Below are 2,255 nucleotides of genomic sequence, written 5' to 3'. Positions count from 1 at the left end.
GCGGCAGTAGGCAATGGCTGGCAGCCATTGTCGGTTTTCCTCTATCGCAATTTTGCGTTTGTCCTGAATGGTTCTATTCCAATACCAACGGTCTTTTCTGGCTTTCTTTGACAGAAAGTGTTCATCTAAATATTGGTCAAATTCATTCAGCATGATATTTGACAGCAATGGGGAAATCACACCACCTTGTGGTACCCCTTCGCTTGTTGCACAGAATAAATTGCGTTCAATATGACCCGCTTTGATAAAGCGCCAGAGCAGATCATTGAATCTTACGCAACTAATGCGCTTGCGTACGCATTTCATTAGCAATTTATGATGAACCGTGTCAAAGTAGCTAGATAAGTCACCTTCAATTACCCAACGGCCTCTGGTAGTAGAGCCTGTCAGTTGTAATTGCACCGTTCGAATAGCGTGATGTACACTGCGCTCTGGCCTGAAGCCGTAGGACAACGAATGGAAGTCGTTTTCCCATATCGGCTCCATTACCATCAACATGGCACGTTGTACTATTCTGTCTTTCAAGGTTGGAATACCTAGTGGCCGCTGTTTACCATTTGCTTTGGGAATATATACTCGCCTTGCAGGCATAGGTTGATAGTCACCTGACAATAAAGTTTGTCTAATATCATCAAGGTAACTATCTAAGTTGTCCTGCAAGTGCGACTTTGTTATTCCATCAACACCGGCCGTTTTAGCGCCGGCTGATGAGAGCGTGATATTAGCAGCATGCCACAGCCATTCAGGGTGACTGATAAGTCTTAATAGTCGATTGACTCGACGTCCATTATCAGTCAATGTCCATGTTGCTAATTTGCGTTGCATTTCACTGATTATCAAAGGTCTTCACCTCATTAAAGGTCAGGTAGTTCGCTTTCGCAAATCATTAAACTGCGCCCCTTCGCCATGTAGTGGGCTTTCCCCACCTCAGACTACTACGGGCGCTCCGCCAACTTGCATGACATCGGGGTCTGCTCCCTTAACATTCAATACAAGCCTTCCTCGGTTCATCTATTTGAACTCAAACATAGTGGGGGGGATGCCGATCGCAGTCTTTAACCTTATCGTACTGTAAGGTGGCGATACCAAAACGAAGAATTGTGTATAACGTTTATCCAGTGACAAATCCATACCTGTTATTTATCAAATCGGTGATGTTCCCCATACATCTAGTCACATCACGGTATCGCACAGCCTGTTAATTCGTGTAGGCTGTGGCGACGTTTCAGCCCATAGATGCGGGTTAATCGGTTCATGTTCTTCATCCGTCCACTACTCAGTCTAGAAAAGCATCTTGGCTTAACGAATTCGCCTCACTTCCCGTTGTCAGTGGGTTACATCACCTCATTAGCATACAATGAGTCAATGCCACTCAGACTCTGTCACCTGCACAACCAGATAACGGCATAAACATTTAACTCCTGTTATTTGTTCATGAATTTCAAATAGACTCGTGGTTTATCACCAACCTCCATATTGATGTTAAACTCCGAGCACACAGTATGTCACGTCGCCAGCCCAAATCTGATTGGGTGCTACCGGATTAAAGTTTTGGTTAAGCAAATTATCTGCAACTGCATCAGAGTGTTTACGCTTAGTTGTTACTTTATAAGCTACTCGTTGTTTAACCACTAAATTGAGCTTCGCCATTAACTTTCGAGTTTTGTAGCGCGTTATTTTAAAACCTTCTTTGCGTAAGCTTTTACATAACTCACGGTAGCCTAAGCTTTCTCTGCTGCGTTTAAACAGCGCTTTGGCTCTGCGATAAAGATGCAGTTCTTTGGCCGTTATAAGCTTTGCTGGACGCGCCAGCCATGCGTAATAGCTTGAGCGACTCACCTTCATAGCTGAGCATAACTTTATAACGCGAAAAGCTTGGCTATTTTCTTTGATGAACTGATACTTTACTTCATTTCTCTCGCAAAGAAGGCGCTGGCCTTTTTTAAGATCTCTTTCTCCATTTTGAGATCTTTGTTTTCTTTTCTTAGGCGCTTTAGCTCTGCGCGCTCATCTTCATTTAACAAACTACCAGCTTGTTGCTCTTCGAATTTAGCTTTCCAATTATAAATAAGTTTGGTGGTGATCCCTAAAGAGGCTGCGGCCTCTGAAACTGAATAACCTTGCTCAGTGACTAAAGCAACTGCTTCTTGCTTAAATTCAGTTGTATAAGTTTTGTTTTTTCGTTTTGTCATTTAACACCTCAATATTAGGACATTGTCCATTATTAAAGTGTCCGGCTCAATTAAACCAGTTCA

Annotated in this window: 1 protein-coding gene and 1 pseudogene; both read right to left on the bottom strand. The window is 43.0% G+C overall.

Features of this window, described 5'->3' with window-relative positions; translation table 11 throughout:
• Nucleotides 1–840 (bottom strand): reverse transcriptase domain-containing protein (locus tag DS2_RS19230; protein ID WP_035016710.1); only part of this gene is annotated, 840 nt, incomplete at its 3' end.
• A gap of 648 nt (nucleotides 841–1,488) precedes the next feature.
• Nucleotides 1,489–2,192, bottom strand: a pseudogene (locus tag DS2_RS20950) (IS3 family transposase); the annotation flags it as partial.
• Nucleotides 2,193–2,255: the final 63 nt, after the last annotated feature.

Source organism: Catenovulum agarivorans DS-2, from assembly GCF_000568405.1.
GTDB classification, from domain to species: domain Bacteria; phylum Pseudomonadota; class Gammaproteobacteria; order Enterobacterales; family Alteromonadaceae; genus Catenovulum; species Catenovulum agarivorans_A.
This window is presented reverse-complemented; position numbering and strand designations above follow the sequence as displayed.